This window comes from Enterobacter sp. PL_is379 (genome assembly GCF_055817355.1).
In genome coordinates this window covers 154,766-168,976 of record NZ_JBVPGT010000029.1, presented here as the reverse complement: position 1 = coordinate 168,976, position 14,211 = coordinate 154,766, and the positions used below count along the sequence as shown (strand labels likewise).

The window sequence follows — 14,211 nt, the reverse complement described above, 5'->3', positions numbered from 1 at the left end:
CTGTGCGGCAAGAATTACTTCTTGATGCGGATAACCGGGGTTTCACCCACGGTGACGCTGCCAGACAGTTTGATCAGTTCTTTGATTTCGTCCATGTTGGAGATAACAACCGGAGTCAGGGTAGACTTGGCTTTTTCTTCCAGCAGTGGCAGATCGAATTCAATCACCGGGTCGCCAACTTTAACACGCTGGCCTTCTTCCGCGATACGTTTGAAGCCTTCGCCTTTCAGTTCAACGGTGTCGATACCGAAGTGAACGAACAGTTCGATACCGCTATCAGATTCGATAGAGAACGCATGGTTGGTTTCAAAAATTTTACCGATGGTGCCGTCAACTGGAGCAACCATTTTGTTGCCAGTTGGTTTGATAGCAATGCCATCACCAACGATTTTCTCAGCAAACACTACATCCGGCACGTCTTCGATGTTGACGATCTCGCCGGAGAGCGGAGCAACAATCTCAATAGTTCCGGAGTCTTTTTTATCATCAGAAACCAGAGATTTCAGTTTATCGAACAAACCCATGATCTTCTCCTAAGCAGTAAATTGGGCCGCATCTCGTGGATTAGCAGATTGTTTTTTCTTCAATGAACTTGTTAACCAGCGTCATTAACTCGTCCGTTGTCGGTTGAGCAAGAGCCTGCTCTGCTAATACCTTCGCATCTTCGAAGTTCGTGTTACGGATAATCTTCTTAATGCGCGGGATGGAAATGGCGCTCATAGAGAATTCGTCCAGACCCATACCCAGCAACAGAAGTGTAGCACGTTCGTCGCCTGCAAGCTCACCACACATGCCAGTCCATTTACCTTCTGCATGAGAAGCATCAATAACTTGCTTGATCAAGTTCAGTACGGACGGTGACATTGGCTGGTAGAGATGTGAAATCATATCATTACCACGGTCAACTGCCAGGGTGTACTGCGTTAAATCATTGGTACCGATACTAAAGAAATCAACTTCTTTGGCTAAATGACGCGCAATGGTCGCCGCCGCCGGTGTTTCCACCATCACGCCGATCTCGATTGACTCGTCAAACGCTTTACCTTCGTCACGCAGTTCCTGTTTGTAGATTTCGATCTCTTTCTTCAGTGCACGCACTTCTTCAACAGAGATGATCATCGGGAACATGATGCGCAGTTTACCGAAAGCAGAGGCGCGCAGGATCGCACGAACCTGGTCACGCAGGATCTCTTTACGATCCATCGCGATACGCACGGCACGCCAGCCCAGGAACGGGTTCTCTTCTTTCGGGAAGTTCATGTACGGCAACTCTTTGTCGCCACCGATGTCCATGGTACGGACGATAACCGCCTGAGAGCCACACGCTTCAGCCACGGCTTTGTAAGCAGCAAACTGCTCTTCTTCCGTTGGCAGCGCGTCGCGGTCCATGAACAGGAATTCTGTACGATAGAGACCGACACCTTCCGCACCGTTGCGCTCAGCGCCATCAACGTCGCGGACGGTACCGATGTTTGCGCACACTTCAACCTGATGGCCGTCCAGGGTGATGGCTGGCAGGTCTTTCAGCTTAGCGAGTTCCGCTTTTTCAGTCGCAACCTGCTCCTGAACCGCGCGCAGTTTATCGATCTCTTCATTGGTTGGGTTGACGTAAACCAGATTGTTTACGGCATCCAGAATCAGATAGTCGCCATTTTTCACCTGAGAGGTGACGCTACCGGTACCCACGATGGCAGGCAGTTCCAGAGAACGCGCCATGATAGAGGTGTGGGAGGTACGGCCGCCCGCGTCGGTGATGAAACCGAGGACCTTTTTCAGGTTCAGCTGTGCGGTTTCAGACGGGGTGAGGTCAGCGGCAACCAGGATCACTTCATCCTGAATCGCGCTCAGGTCGATGATGGCCAGGCCCAGGATGTTGCGCAGCAGGCGCTTACCGATATCACGTACGTCAGCCGCACGCTCTTTCAGGTATTCATCATCCAGTTCTTCCAGGGCAGTTGCCTGACCTTCGATAACTTCATGCGCAGCCGCGTCGGCCGTCATGCCTTTATCTTTAATCAGGGCTATGATTTCCTGCTCCAGCTCCTCATCTTCGAGCAGCATGATGTGCCCTTCGAAGATGGCTTCTTTTTCTTCACCGAAAGTTTCGCCAGCTTTAGTTTTGATTGCTTCCAGTTGCGCAGATGCCTTGGCACGACCGCTCAGAAAACGTTCAACTTCCTGATCAACCTTGTCGGCAGAAATTTTTTTCCGGTCGATGACGATCTCGTCTTCTTTCAGCAGCAGTGCCTTGCCGAAAGCGATACCCGGGGATGCTAAAATGCCTGAAATCATAACCCTACCTTACTTGTGACTGATATTTAAAAGAACCCGGAAACTTACTCGAGCTCAGCCATCAGTTTAACCAGATGCTCAACTGCTTTCTGCTCGTCTTCACCTTCTGCAGAGATGGTGACAACGGTGCCCTGAGTCAGGCCCAGAGTCTGCAGTTTGAACAGGCTTTTTGCGCTCGCGCTTTTGCCGTTGGAAGTCACAGTGATTTCAGAAGTGAAGCCTTTTGCTTCTTTAACAAACTGAGCAGCAGGGCGGGTGTGCAGACCGTTCGGAGCGGTAATGGTAACTTCTTGCTGGAACATTGTATTTCCCCAACTTATAGGTTTAGTGTTGTGGAACTAAAGTCTAGCCTGGCGACTGAACTTTAGCCTGTATTGTTAGCGCTGACGTTTCGATCGTCATTAAACATTATGCAGCGAAAGCAAGACTTGAACCAAATCATAAAATCGATTCAGCAAGGCTATTTCGTTTGCCGATTAATTTCACGCATCAAAATAATTGCTGGTTTAAATACCAGACCCTTCGGGGTGAAGCAATGCCAGGAGGGGTAAAAGTTTGAAGCAGGCCACAAAAAAGCACCTGAAAAGGTGCTTTTTTACGCGTTATTAACATGCTGGCACTACTGTTGCAGTTCTTTTTCGGTAAACAGATCGGCAAACAGTGCGGTGCTCAAGTAACGCTCACCCGAGGACGGAAGGATAACCACAATATTCTTATTGGTAAAGGCTTCATCTTCCTGAAGCTTGAGCGCTGCCGCAACGGCCGCACCGGAAGAGATACCCGCCAGAATGCCTTCTTCATCCATCAGGCGACGCGCGGTAGAGATGGCTTCTTCGTTAGTGATGGTAACCACTTTATCGATCAGCTTCAGATCCAGGTTGCCCGGAATGAAGCCTGCGCCAATACCCTGAATTTTGTGTGGGCCGGGTTTGAGCTCTTCACCCGCCAGTGCCTGGGTGATAACCGGTGAGTCGGTTGGCTCAACGGCAACGGTGATCAGGTCTTTTTTACCCTTTGTGCCTTTAATATAGCGCGACACGCCGGTCAGCGTACCGCCGGTACCCACGCCGGAGATAAAGACGTCAACCTGGCCGTCGGTATCTTCCCAGATTTCCGGACCGGTGGTCTTCTCGTGAATTTCCGGGTTAGCCGGGTTGCTGAACTGCTGCAGCAGCAGATATTTCGCCGGATCGCTGGCCACAATCTCTTCGGCTTTCTGAATGGCGCCCTTCATGCCCTTCGCGCCTTCGGTCAGCACCAGGTTCGCGCCCAGCGCTTTGAGCAGCTTACGACGCTCGATGCTCATGGTTTCTGGCATGGTCAGCGTCAGCTTGTAGCCGCGCGCGGCAGCCACATAGGCCAGAGCGATACCGGTATTGCCGCTGGTCGGTTCCACCAGCTCAACGCCTGGCTTCAGTACGCCACGTTTTTCAGCATCCCAAATCATGTTTGCACCGATACGGCATTTTACGCTGAAGCTCGGGTTACGTGATTCGACCTTCGCCAGAATGCGTCCATTACCGATACGGTTCAGTCGAACCAGGGGCGTATGACCGATAGTCAGCGAGTTGTCTTCATAAATCTTACTCATGGCCTGTCCTTAACTGTATGAAATTGGGATACCGACCCAGCATACCTGCTAAGCAGGTAGGGGGAAGTAAGGAATTCGCATATCTATATACTGCAAGGAAATAATGGGGATCAGTATGGAATAAGGGGCGGCATAAGCCACCCCTGCTTTACACATTTTTGCATTATTTCCATAACGCGTGCTTAGCACGGTAGCAGTCGACCCACATCGCCGTCGCGCCGCAGACGGCGACGGGCATGATGAACAGATTCAGGAAGGGAATCATGGTGAACAGGCTGGTCAGCGCGCCAAACTGCATATTGGCGACCTTCTGGCTGCGCAGGGCGGTGCGCATCGTTTTAAATGGCACCTTGTGGTTATCGAACGGATAATCACAGTACTGGATGGCCAGCATCCAGGCGCTGAACAGGAACCACAGCACGGGTGCCACCGTCTGGCCAATGCCTGGCACAAAGTAGAGGATAAGCAGCACAACCGCGCGGGGCAGGTACCAGGCAAACTTTTGCCATTCACGCTTCATAATGCGAGGGAGGTCTTTCATGATCCCCCATATGCCCGTGTCCGGCGGCGTCGCGCCGGTAAGCCGCGCTTCCAGCTGTTCCGCCAGCAGACCGTTAAACGGTGCGGCTATCCAGTTCGCAATCGTCGAGAAGAAATAGCCAAACACCAGCAGCACGGAAATCACCGCCACCGGCCAGAGCAGGTAGTTCAGCCACTGCAGCCAGTCCGGCACATGGCTCATCAGCGACGGGATCCAGCTCTCCAGCTTGGTGAACAGCCACCAGAACGCGCCGCCCATCAGAATAATATTGATCAACAGTGGGAGAATGACGAAGCGTCGAATCCCCGGCAGGGAGACCAGTTTCCAGCCCTGAGAAAAATACCAGACGCCGCTGCGCGGGGGAGAAGAAGATGTTGAAACCATAGCCAGGCTGTACTCCTTTTTACACAACCAGTGGAATTGCCCGCCTATATTATCCACTTACGGAGCAATGACCAGTTCGGAAATGTTCGAAAAACCAGCAAAAAGCACGATTTCCTTCATCTTTATGCTGTGAATGCTCTGCACACACTTGCACTTGACGTAAACGGCAAATACTCTTAGTGAGTAAATGTTTGCCGTGGTGGCAAGGTGTTAGAACAACAGAGAATATAATGATGCAGGATTTGCGTCTGATATTAATCATTGTTGGCGCGATCGCCATAATCGCTTTACTGGTACATGGTTTCTGGACCAGCCGTAAAGAGCGTTCCTCGATGTTTCGCGATCGCCCACTGAAGCGCATGAAGTCCAGTCGTGATGACGATGACAGTGAAGATGACATCGACGGCAGCGACGACGACGGCGTGGGTGAAGTTCGTGTTCATCGGGTCAATACTGCGCCCGGCGCAGGCCATGGGGAGCAAGAAGCACCTCGTCCTTCGCAGCACCAGTATCAACCGCCGTATGCTTCCGCACAGCCGCGCCAGCCAGCGCAGCAGCCTGTGGAAGAGCCGGTGCGCCAGCCGCCGCAACAGCCTGTCTATCAGCAGCCTGCCCAGCCGGTTCAACAGCAACCGGTGCAGCAGCCCGTGCAACAACAGCCTGCTCAGCCGGTACAACAGCCTGCTCAGCCGGTACAACAACCGCAGCAGCCTGTTCATGTCCAGCCTGCGCCTCAACCTGCTCCGGCACCGCACGTTGAGCCTGAGCCCGTTGTAGAGCCAGAGCCGGTTGTTGAAAAACCGCAGCGTAAAGAAGCGGTGATCATTATGAACGTGGCCGCGCATCACGGTAGCCATCTTAACGGTGACGTGCTGCTTAACAGTATTCAACAGGCAGGCTTCAAGTTTGGCGATATGAACATTTTCCATCGCCACCTGAGTCCTGACGGTAGCGGTCCGGCGCTGTTCAGCCTGGCCAACATGGTTAACCCTGGCACCTTTGATCCGGAAATGACCGGTGATTTTATGACCCCGGGTGTGACTATCTTTATGCAGGTGCCGTCCTACGGCGATGAACTGCAAAACTTTAAGCTGATGCTGCAGTCTGCCCAGCATATCGCTGACGAAGTCGGCGGTGTGGTGCTCGACGATCAGCGTCGAATGATGACCCCGCAGAAACTGCGCGAGTATCAGGACCGCATCCGCGAAGTTAAGGAAGCCAACGCGTAATCGCCGCGTTGACTTCAACTCCTCCTCAACCCCCGCCTGTCGGGGGTTTTTTCTCATTGATGGTGCGATATGGACTCAATCGAACAACAACTCACTGAACTGCGAACCACGCTTCGCCATCATGAATACCTCTATCATGTTATGGACGCACCGGAAGTTCCGGACGCGGAGTATGACCGCCTGATGCGCGAGCTGCGCGAATTAGAGGCGCAGCATCCTGACCTCATCACACCGGATTCCCCCACCCAGCGCGTCGGCGCTGAGCCGCTGGGGGCTTTTAGCCAGGTGCGTCATGAAGTGCCGATGCTGTCGCTGGATAACGTCTTCGATGAAGAGAGCTTCCTCGCGTTTAACAAGCGCGTGCAGGATCGCCTGAAAAGCAGCGACTCCCTCACCTGGTGCTGCGAGCTGAAGCTGGATGGCCTGGCAGTCAGCCTTCTCTACGAAAACGGCGTGCTGGTGCGTGCCGCGACGCGTGGCGACGGCACGACGGGTGAAGACATCACCACCAACGTGCGTACCATCCGAGCGATCCCGCTGAAGCTGCAGGGCGACAACATTCCTGCGCGTCTGGAAGTGCGCGGCGAAGTGTTCCTGCCCCAGGCGGGCTTCGAGAAAATTAACGAAGAGGCGCGTCGCACCGGTGGGAAGGTGTTTGCTAACCCGCGTAATGCGGCGGCGGGCTCTCTGCGCCAGCTTGACCCGCGTATCACCGCGAAGCGACCGCTTACTTTCTTCTGCTACGGCGTCGGTATTCTGGAGGGCGGCGAGCTGCCGGATACCCATCTCGGGCGTCTGCTGCAGTTTAAAGCGTGGGGCCTGCCGGTGAGCAACCGCGTTCAGCTCTGCGACTCGCCGGAAGCGGTACTGGCGTTCTACCACAAAGTGGAAGAGGACCGTCCGACGCTCGGGTTTGATATTGATGGCGTGGTCATCAAGGTGAACTCACTGGCGCTGCAGGAGCAGCTGGGCTTTGTGGCGCGCGCGCCGCGCTGGGCGGTGGCGTTTAAGTTCCCGGCTCAGGAGCAGATGACCTTCGTTCGCGACGTAGAGTTCCAGGTCGGCCGTACGGGCGCCATTACCCCGGTTGCCCGTCTGGAGCCTGTGCAGGTTGCGGGCGTGCTGGTGAGTAACGCCACGCTGCATAACGCCGATGAAATCGAACGCCTGGGCCTGCGCATTGGTGACAAAGTGGTGATTCGCCGCGCGGGGGACGTGATCCCGCAGGTGGTTAACGTTGTGGAGTCAGAACGTCCTGATGATACGCGCGAGATTGTCTTCCCGACCCATTGCCCGGTGTGTGGATCTGACGTAGAGCGTGTGGAAGGTGAAGCGGTGACGCGCTGCACGGGGGGCTTAATCTGTGGCGCACAGCGTAAAGAGTCACTGAAGCACTTCGTCTCCCGTCGGGCGATGGACGTCGACGGCATGGGTGATAAAATTATCGATCAGCTGGTTGAGAAAGAGTATGTCCACACGCCAGCGGATCTCTTCAAACTGACGGCGGGCAAACTGACCGGTCTGGACCGCATGGGGCCGAAGTCAGCCCAGAACGTGGTTAACGCGCTGGAAACGGCAAAAGAGACCACCTTCGCCCGTTTCCTGTACGCGCTGGGCATTCGTGAAGTGGGTGAAGCAACCGCAGCAGGTCTGGCAGCATACTTTGGTACGCTGGACGCGCTGGAAAAGGCGAGCATCGAGGAGCTGCAGAAAGTTCCGGATGTCGGCATCGTTGTCGCCACGCACGTCTTTAACTTCTTCGCCGAAGAGAGCAACCGCGAAGTCATCGGCAAACTGCTGGAAGAGGGCATCAGGTGGCCTGCACCGGTAGTGGTCAACGCCGAAGAGATCGACAGCCCATTCGCCGGTAAAACGGTGGTGCTGACCGGCAGCCTGAGCCAGCTTTCACGCGACGATGCAAAAGCGCGTCTGGTGGCGCTGGGGGCAAAAGTGGCGGGCAGCGTGTCGAAGAAAACCGACCTGGTGATCGCCGGGGAAGCGGCGGGTTCGAAGCTGGCGAAAGCCCAGGAGCTCGGCATTGAGGTTATCGACGAAGCGGAAATGATGCGTCTGTTAGGAGAGTAACGTGCAGAAAGAGCAGCTCGTTGAGATCGCCAATACCGAGATGCCGTTCGGTAAATACAAGGGCCGCAGGCTGATCGATTTGCCGGAGGAGTATCTGCTGTGGTTTGCCCGCAAGGATGAATTCCCGGCAGGGCGACTGGGCGAGCTGATGGCTATCACGTTACTGATCAAAACCGAGGGGCTGACCCAGCTGGTGCAGCCCCTGAAACGTCCTTAAGCCTTCGCGGCGCGGGTCTCTTCCTGCGCCAGCTTTTCGGTCTGGCGTTTGTAGCGACGCGCCAGCACCGCGCAGACCATCAGCTGGATCTGATGGAAAATCATCAGCGGCAGCACCATCATTCCAATCACCGAGGTCGGGAACAGAATGTTGGCCATCGGGATACCGTTAGCCAGACTCTTCTTCGAACCGCAGAACACAATCGTAATTTCATCCGCTTTGTTGAAGCCGCACTTGCGTGCCACAAAGACGTTTACCGCTATTACAATCGCCAGCAGGACAATGCTGACCACCACGATAAACAGCAGCGAGCCTGCCCCCACCTTGTGCCAGATCCCGTTCACGACCGCTTCGCTGAAGGCGGAGTAAACCACCAGCAGAATCGAGGTTTGGTCGGTTTTTGAGATCCACTTTTTATGCTTCGCCACAAATGCGCCGGTCCACGGACGGGAGAGATGGCCCAGGACAAACGGCAGCAGCAGCTGCAGACAGATTTTACCCACCTGCTCAAGGTTACCTTCCGCACCGTGCATGTTCATCAGCAGGCCCACCAGCAGCGGAGAGACGAAAATCCCTAACAGGCTGGATGCGGATGCCGAGCAGACCGCGGCCGCCACGTTCCCTCCCGCGAGAGAGGTAAAGGCAATGGCGGACTGCACCGTGGCCGGCAGAATACAGAGATACAGGAAGCCGGTGTAGAGTGCCGGGTCAACATTAACCGGTGCCCACCAGGCAAACAGCACCCCGAGGATCGGGAACAGAATAAAGGTGCTACACATCACCCACAGATGCAGTCGCCAGTGTCCGCCGCCTGCGATAATGGCTTCGCGGGAGAGTTTGGCGCCGTGCATAAAGAACAGCAGGGCGATGGCCGCCGTGGTCAAGCCTTCAAAGAATGGGACGAAACCGCCGCGAGCCGGGAAAAACGAGGCCAGTAAAACGGTAACCACCAGGGTAAGCGTGAACGGATCAAGGATACGAAAAAGTTTCATAATCTCTCCTGAAAACAGATGTCGCTATTGTGCTTTCTTCCGTTTGAGAAATAAAATTGATTTATTGCATCCATTCATGAATTAAATAGATGAATTATTCATTACGTCAGCTTCGTGTTTTTGTCACCGTGGCGCAGGCTCGTAGTTTTAGCCGGGCAGGGGAGATGATTGGCCTGAGCCAGTCGGCGGTCAGCCACAGCGTGAAAGAGCTGGAGAATCAGACCGGGGTGAAGTTGCTTGACCGCACCACGCGCGAAGTGGTGTTGACCGAAGCAGGTCAGCAGCTGGCCCTGCGCCTCGAGCGGCTGCTGGATGAGCTGAACAGCACGCTCAGAGACGTGGGGAGGCTGGGGCAGCAGCTTTCGGGTACCGTGCGGGTCGCGGCCAGCCAGACGATCTCTGCGCACCTTATTCCGCAGTGTATAGCCGAGGGCAGTCATCGCTACCCGGACATTGATTTTGTCCTGCATGACAGGCCGCAACAGTGGGTGCTGGAGAGCATCCGTCAGGGAGATGTGGATTTTGGTATTGTTATCGATCCCGGTCAGGTGAGCGATCTGGCGTGCGAAAGCATACTTTCGGAGCCCTTTTTGCTGCTCTGTCGTGACGACGATCCGCTGGCCACATTGCCGGAAGTCAGCTGGCAGTCCCTGCAGGGCGCGAACCTGGTTTTACAGGATTATGCCTCGGGCAGCCGTCCGCTGATTGATTCCGCGCTGGTGAATCAGGGCGTAAAGGCAACGATTGTCCAGGAGATTGGTCACCCGGCGACGCTGTTTCCGATGGTGGAAGCCGGGATTGGCATCAGCGTGTTGCCAGCCCTGGCGCTTCCCCTGCCGCAGGGAAGCCGGCTGGCCGTCAAGCGATTAACGCCCGTTGTCGAGCGAAAGCTGATGCTGGTGCGGCGAAAAAATCGTTCACTCTCGGGGGCGGCGCAGGCTATCTGGGAAGTGGTGCGTATCCAGGCACAACGATTAACCGAAGCCCGCATACGCGACCCACTGTTTAACGCATCAGAAGATTAGATGTAGATATCGATCTGATTATTGTCTGACGGGCTGTTCACCCCTTCCACTTTGCCCAGTTTTTGATCCTGCTTCTTCTGGGCCTCTTCAGCCTGCTGGCGCTGCAGTGCGGCGAGCTGCGCCTGCAGCACTTTGATCTGGGTCTGAATAAGTTCCTGCTGCTTCTTCTTCTCATCCGTGCTGACGGGGCTGTTCGCCAGCTCTTTTAACTGCTGGGTCAGCTTTTTGATCTTGTCGAGAATGCGGGTGATTTGCGCAGAGATATCGTTACTGCTCGAAGTGCCACTCGCGCCGCTGGTTTGAATCTGTTGGGTTGAAGCCTGAATGGTCGTCATACTTTTTCCTCGCGTTATAAAACAGAGGTATCGGCACCGACGGGATTAGCTTGAGCAAAACTGCCATATCTGGCAGGGAGTTGCATCGATACACAATCAGTATTGATGGTGCGGTGAAAGTGTATTGGAGGTCACCGGCAGGCTGCGGATATAAGACGTAAGTCATGCGATCCCCGCTATCGCGATTTTCATCCTTAAGGAGCCTCTATGACCCTCTCGAATAACCCGTGGTACTGCGCCGATATCATTCGCGCCGCTAAGCCGAACTTCACGCCTCGCGTGGCGTTTATTCTCGGCTCTGGCCTGGGCGCACTTGCCGACCAGATTGATGACGCCGTTTCCCTGAGCTACGAAAAGCTGCCGGGCTTCCCGGTGAGCACCGTGCATGGCCATGCCGGCGAGCTGGTGCTCGGGCATCTGGCCGGGGTGCCGGTTGCCTGCATGAAGGGGCGCGGCCATTTCTATGAAGGGCGCGGGATGACCATCATGACCGATGCGATCCGCACCTTTACGCTGCTGGGGTGCGAGCTGCTGTTTAGCACCAATGCGGCGGGTTCGCTGCGCCCGGAGGTTCAGCCAGGAAGCCTGGTTGCCCTGAGCGACCATATCAACACCATGCCGGGCACGCCGATGGTGGGGCTGAACGATGAGCGCTTTGGCGATCGTTTCTTCTCTCTGGCCAATGCTTACGACGCGGATTACCGTGCCGTTCTGCAAACTGTGGCAACGAAAGAAGGCTTCCCGCTCCATGAAGGGGTGTTTGTCTCTTATCCCGGCCCGAACTTTGAGACGGCGGCTGAGATCCGCATGATGCAAATTATCGGCGGCGATGTGGTGGGGATGTCCGTGGTGCCGGAAGTGATTGCCGCGCGCCACTGCGGCCTGAAGGTCGCGGCCGTTTCTGCAATTACCAATCTCGCCGAAGGGCTGGGGGAGGTCAAACTCTCGCATGAACAAACCCTTGCCGCCGCCGAGCTCTCCCGCCAGAACTTTATCAATCTTATCTGCGGTTTTCTTCGCCATATTGCCTGAGTAAAACAATAAAGTGGCCCGCCAGGGCCACACTGCTATAAGGAATGGGTTATGAACATCACGACTCGCTTAAAGCTGATGTCCTTTATGCAATATTTTATCTGGGGGAGCTGGCTGGTAACTCTCGGCGCTTACATGATTAACACCCTACACTTTACCGGCTCCGACGTGGGCATGGTGTACAGCTCCAAAGGACTTGCCGCGATTGTTATGCCCTCGCTGGTGGGAATTATTGCCGACAAATGGCTGCGGGCAGACCGTGCTTACGTGATTTGCCACCTCATCTGCGCCGTCGCGCTCTGCTATGCCGCACAGGTCAATGAGCCCGGCCTGATGTTCTGGGTCATGCTGGTGAATGCGATGGCCTTCATGCCCACGATTGCGCTGTCGAATACGATTTCTTACTCCTGTCTTGAACAGGCAGGTCTGGATACGGTGAGCCATTTCCCGCGAGTGCGGGTGTATGGCACCGTGGGCTTTATTGCCGCGATGTGGGCCATAAGCCTGATGGGGGCGGAGCTGAGCAACGTGCAGCTCTATATTGCGGCTGCCGCGTCCCTGCTGCTGGCGCTCTATTCTTTGACATTGCCAGCCATTCCGGTGGCGAAAACAAAAACGTCTACGTCGCTGGCCAGCAAGCTGGGCCTCAATGCGTTTATCCTGTTTAAACAGCCCCGCATGGCGGTGTTCTTTTTATTCGCGATGCTGCTGGGCGCCGTGCTGCAGATAACCAACACGTTTGGCAGCCCCTTCCTGCATGATTTTGCGCGTAATCCGGCGTATGCCGATAGCTTTATCGTCAACTATCCGTCCATCCTGCTCTCCGTTTCGCAAATGTCTGAGGTGTTCTTCATTCTGACCATTCCGTACTTCCTCGGACGCTTTGGCATTAAAGCCGTTATGCTGATGAGCATGGTGGCCTGGATGCTGCGGTTCGGTCTATTCGCCTTTGGCGATCCGTCCGCGACGGGCTTCGTGCTGCTCATGCTCTCAATGATTGTCTACGGCTGCGCGTTCGACTTCTTCAATATTTCCGGCTCGGTATTTGTTGAACAGGAGGTCAGCGCCGATATCCGCGCCAGCGCGCAAGGGTTGTTTATGACGACCGTTAACGGTATCGGGGCGTATTTCGGTTCGGTATTGAGCGGTATGGCAGTGGATTATTTCTCGGTGGACGGGGTGAAGGACTGGCAGACGATCTGGCTGGTATTTGCGGCCTATGCCCTGGCGCTCGCGGTAGTGTTTTATTTCAGCTTTAACTATCGCCACACCAGCAAAAACAGCGGGATGCGCACAGTTGCACACTAAATTTCCCCTCCGGACGCGGAAAGGCTTTAAGGTAGGCGCATAAGTGTTATCGCCAGGATATGTTTTGATGGAACGCGTCTATCGGACCGATCTCAAGCTGCTGCGCTATTTTCTGGCCGTGGCGGAGGAACTGCATTTTGGACGGGCTGCGGCCCGTCTCAATATGTCTCAGCCGCCGTTAAGCCTGCATATTAAAGAGCTGGAAAGCCAGCTGGGCACGTTATTGTTTATTCGCCACTCGCGGAGCGTCGCGTTGACGCATGCCGGTAAAGTGCTGATGGAAGAGTCACGACGGCTGCTCGCCAGCGCAAACCAGGCTCTGGCTCGCGTCGAGCAAATTGGCCGGGGGGAAGCAGGGCGCATTGAGCTGGGGATTGTGGGCACCGCCATGTGGAGTGAGGTGCGCACGGTTATGCGCGCTTTTTTGAAAGAACATCCGAATGTTGATGTCGTTTTTCGCGAGAAATCCCCGGTCATGCAGATGGCGCTGCTTGAGCGCCGGGAGCTGGATGTCGGGATCTGGCGAATGGCAACGGAACCTACCGCGGGGTTTACCAGCGTGCGGTTGCGTGAGGCGGCTTTTCTGGTGGCGATGCCGGAAGATCACCGGCTGGTCAGGGAACCTTCTATTGCGCTCGCAGAATTGCAGGACGAGTATTTTGTCACGATGCCGTCGGCCCATTCTGACTGGGCATTTTTACATCGTGTCTGCCAGCAGGCCGGTTTTTCGCCGATGATTGTGCGCGAAGCCGTTGAACCGCAAACGGTGCTGGCGATGATCAGCATGGGCATGGGGATTACGCTCGCCGCAGACAGCTACGCGCAAATGCAGTGGCCGGGTGTGGTGTTCCGTCCGCTGAAAGAGCGGATACCGGCAGATTTATATGTGGTGTATGACGAGAAGCAGGCGACGCCAGCGGTGAAGACGTTAATTGCGACGTTGACGGCTGGGAAGTAGACAAATCGCAGATAGCAAAAAAGCGCCTTTAGGGCGCTTTTTTACATTGGTGGGTCGTGCAGGATTCGAACCTGCGACCAATTGATTAAAAGTCAACTGCTCTACCAACTGAGCTAACGACCCGAAATGGTGGGCGATGACGGGCTCGAACCGCCGACCCCCTCCGTGTAAAGGAGATGCTCTACCAACTGAGCTAATCGCCCATTTCGGAACTGCTGCGAT

The 14,211-nt window shown here is 55.1% G+C and carries 14 protein-coding genes and 2 tRNA genes; 7 read left to right on the top strand and 9 right to left on the bottom strand.

Annotation, left to right across the window (positions count from 1 at the left end):
* Positions 1-14: 14 nt before the first annotated feature.
* The 5 genes from crr to cysZ all read right to left on the bottom strand — a co-directional run bounded on the left by crr (position 15) and on the right by cysZ (position 4,808).
* Complete coding sequence (gene crr / locus AC0TOY_RS13320) at positions 15-524, bottom strand: PTS glucose transporter subunit IIA (RefSeq protein WP_003861316.1); 510 nt, start codon at positions 522-524, stop codon at positions 15-17.
* Positions 525-564: 40 nt separating this feature from the next.
* Entirely contained in the window at positions 565-2,292 is a 1,728-nt protein-coding gene (gene ptsI, locus AC0TOY_RS13315) for a phosphoenolpyruvate-protein phosphotransferase PtsI (RefSeq protein ID WP_032646702.1), read from the bottom strand.
* 44 nt (positions 2,293-2,336) lie between these two features.
* Complete coding sequence (ptsH, locus tag AC0TOY_RS13310) at positions 2,337-2,594, bottom strand: phosphocarrier protein Hpr (protein ID WP_000487600.1); 258 nt, start codon at positions 2,592-2,594, stop codon at positions 2,337-2,339.
* 317 nt (positions 2,595-2,911) lie between these two features.
* Positions 2,912-3,883: a cysteine synthase A gene (gene cysK / locus AC0TOY_RS13305; protein WP_014884739.1), complete on the bottom strand. Its 972-nt coding sequence runs from the start codon at positions 3,881-3,883 to the stop codon at positions 2,912-2,914.
* 163 nt (positions 3,884-4,046) lie between these two features.
* A complete protein-coding gene (gene cysZ, locus AC0TOY_RS13300) occupies positions 4,047-4,808 on the bottom strand; it encodes a sulfate transporter CysZ (RefSeq protein WP_024907612.1) in 762 nt (253 codons plus the stop codon).
* A gap of 230 nt (positions 4,809-5,038) precedes the next feature.
* On the opposite strand from cysZ, the gene zipA reads away from it, so the two are divergent.
* The 3 genes from zipA (at position 5,039) to AC0TOY_RS13285 (ending at position 8,339) form a co-directional block, all read left to right on the top strand.
* Complete coding sequence (gene zipA, locus AC0TOY_RS13295) at positions 5,039-6,037, top strand: cell division protein ZipA (protein ID WP_090420065.1); 999 nt, start codon at positions 5,039-5,041, stop codon at positions 6,035-6,037.
* Positions 6,038-6,106: 69 nt separating this feature from the next.
* On the top strand, positions 6,107-8,122 hold the full coding sequence (gene ligA / locus AC0TOY_RS13290) for an NAD-dependent DNA ligase LigA (protein WP_090420062.1): 2,016 nt from the start codon (positions 6,107-6,109) through the stop codon (positions 8,120-8,122).
* A gap of 1 nt (position 8,123) precedes the next feature.
* On the top strand, positions 8,124-8,339 hold the full coding sequence (locus tag AC0TOY_RS13285; RefSeq protein ID WP_090420059.1) for a DUF3820 family protein: 216 nt from the start codon (positions 8,124-8,126) through the stop codon (positions 8,337-8,339).
* On the opposite strand, the gene AC0TOY_RS13280 is transcribed toward AC0TOY_RS13285, so the two are convergent.
* Positions 8,336-9,331, bottom strand: coding sequence for a bile acid:sodium symporter family protein (locus AC0TOY_RS13280; RefSeq protein ID WP_024907615.1), 996 nt, complete (start codon positions 9,329-9,331; stop codon positions 8,336-8,338). The genes AC0TOY_RS13285 and AC0TOY_RS13280 overlap by 4 nt on opposite strands.
* An 89-nt stretch (positions 9,332-9,420) precedes the next feature.
* On the opposite strand from AC0TOY_RS13280, the gene AC0TOY_RS13275 reads away from it, so the two are divergent.
* A complete protein-coding gene (locus tag AC0TOY_RS13275) occupies positions 9,421-10,356 on the top strand; it encodes a LysR family transcriptional regulator (RefSeq protein ID WP_024907616.1) in 936 nt (311 codons plus the stop codon).
* On the opposite strand, the gene AC0TOY_RS13270 is transcribed toward AC0TOY_RS13275, so the two are convergent.
* Positions 10,353-10,691 (bottom strand): FlxA-like family protein, encoded by a 339-nt coding sequence (locus AC0TOY_RS13270; RefSeq protein WP_032659298.1) that lies wholly within the window; start codon positions 10,689-10,691, stop codon positions 10,353-10,355. The two genes, AC0TOY_RS13275 and AC0TOY_RS13270, sit on opposite strands and share 4 nt — an antisense overlap.
* A gap of 207 nt (positions 10,692-10,898) precedes the next feature.
* Here AC0TOY_RS13270 and xapA point away from each other — a divergent pair, with 207 nt between their 5' ends.
* From xapA to AC0TOY_RS13255, 3 genes are all read left to right on the top strand, one after another.
* Positions 10,899-11,723, top strand: a complete 825-nt coding sequence (xapA, locus tag AC0TOY_RS13265) for a xanthosine phosphorylase (protein ID WP_061714686.1) — start codon at positions 10,899-10,901, stop codon at positions 11,721-11,723.
* A gap of 51 nt (positions 11,724-11,774) precedes the next feature.
* Complete coding sequence (locus AC0TOY_RS13260) at positions 11,775-13,031, top strand: nucleoside permease (RefSeq protein ID WP_061714687.1); 1,257 nt, start codon at positions 11,775-11,777, stop codon at positions 13,029-13,031.
* A gap of 67 nt (positions 13,032-13,098) precedes the next feature.
* A complete protein-coding gene (locus AC0TOY_RS13255) occupies positions 13,099-13,989 on the top strand; it encodes a LysR family transcriptional regulator (RefSeq protein WP_061714688.1) in 891 nt (296 codons plus the stop codon).
* 47 nt (positions 13,990-14,036) lie between these two features.
* On the opposite strand, the gene AC0TOY_RS13250 is transcribed toward AC0TOY_RS13255, so the two are convergent.
* A tRNA-Lys gene (locus AC0TOY_RS13250) sits at positions 14,037-14,112 on the bottom strand.
* Between the two features lie 4 nt (positions 14,113-14,116).
* Positions 14,117-14,192, bottom strand: a tRNA-Val gene (locus AC0TOY_RS13245).
* Between the last annotated feature and the right edge of the window lie 19 nt (positions 14,193-14,211).

Excerpts from the sequence above, each read along its gene's own strand:
- AC0TOY_RS13270 (WP_032659298.1), bottom strand. The coding sequence starts at position 10,691 with ATGACGACCATTCAGGCTTCAACCCAACAGATTCAAACCAGCGGCGCG.
- cysK (WP_014884739.1), bottom strand. The coding sequence starts at position 3,883 with ATGAGTAAGATTTATGAAGACAACTCGCTGACTATCGGTCATACGCCC.
- ligA (WP_090420062.1), top strand. The coding sequence starts at position 6,107 with ATGGACTCAATCGAACAACAACTCACTGAACTGCGAACCACGCTTCGC.
- AC0TOY_RS13255 (WP_061714688.1), top strand. The coding sequence starts at position 13,099 with ATGGAACGCGTCTATCGGACCGATCTCAAGCTGCTGCGCTATTTTCTG.
- AC0TOY_RS13275 (WP_024907616.1), top strand. The coding sequence starts at position 9,421 with ATGAATTATTCATTACGTCAGCTTCGTGTTTTTGTCACCGTGGCGCAG.
- cysZ (WP_024907612.1), bottom strand. The coding sequence starts at position 4,808 with ATGGTTTCAACATCTTCTTCTCCCCCGCGCAGCGGCGTCTGGTATTTT.
- zipA (WP_090420065.1), top strand. The coding sequence starts at position 5,039 with ATGATGCAGGATTTGCGTCTGATATTAATCATTGTTGGCGCGATCGCC.
- ptsH (WP_000487600.1), bottom strand. The coding sequence starts at position 2,594 with ATGTTCCAGCAAGAAGTTACCATTACCGCTCCGAACGGTCTGCACACC.
- crr (WP_003861316.1), bottom strand. The coding sequence starts at position 524 with ATGGGTTTGTTCGATAAACTGAAATCTCTGGTTTCTGATGATAAAAAA.
- AC0TOY_RS13260 (WP_061714687.1), top strand. The coding sequence starts at position 11,775 with ATGAACATCACGACTCGCTTAAAGCTGATGTCCTTTATGCAATATTTT.
- ptsI (WP_032646702.1), bottom strand. The coding sequence starts at position 2,292 with ATGATTTCAGGCATTTTAGCATCCCCGGGTATCGCTTTCGGCAAGGCA.
- xapA (WP_061714686.1), top strand. The coding sequence starts at position 10,899 with ATGACCCTCTCGAATAACCCGTGGTACTGCGCCGATATCATTCGCGCC.
- AC0TOY_RS13280 (WP_024907615.1), bottom strand. The coding sequence starts at position 9,331 with ATGAAACTTTTTCGTATCCTTGATCCGTTCACGCTTACCCTGGTGGTT.